1 rRNA gene is annotated in these 209 nt (G+C 39.7%); it reads left to right on the top strand.

Going from position 1 to position 209, the window contains the following annotated elements:
* Positions 1-133: 133 nt before the first annotated feature.
* A 16S ribosomal RNA gene (locus H5158_RS23110) occupies positions 134-209 on the top strand; the annotation flags it as partial.

The following is a 209-nucleotide window of genomic DNA, read 5'->3' as shown; positions in this document are numbered from 1 at the left end:
CTGAGTGACCAACAGAAGTAACTTATTTATAAGTTGCTTCGGCACAGTCAATTCAATATCGAAAGATATTAAATAAATTCAGAATTCATTGAGCGTGTCGGCTCTCTTTATGGGAGAAGACAGAAAAAACTTTTAATTGAAGAGTTTGATCATGGCTCAGATTGAACGCTGGCGGCAGGCCTAACACATGCAAGTCGAGCGGTAACAGA

This window comes from Pseudoalteromonas sp. SR45-6 (genome assembly GCF_014163545.1).
Classification (GTDB): Bacteria; Pseudomonadota; Gammaproteobacteria; order Enterobacterales; family Alteromonadaceae; genus Pseudoalteromonas; species Pseudoalteromonas rhizosphaerae.
Note: the sequence above shows the minus strand (reverse complement) of the source record. Positions and strands in the feature narration are given on the sequence as shown.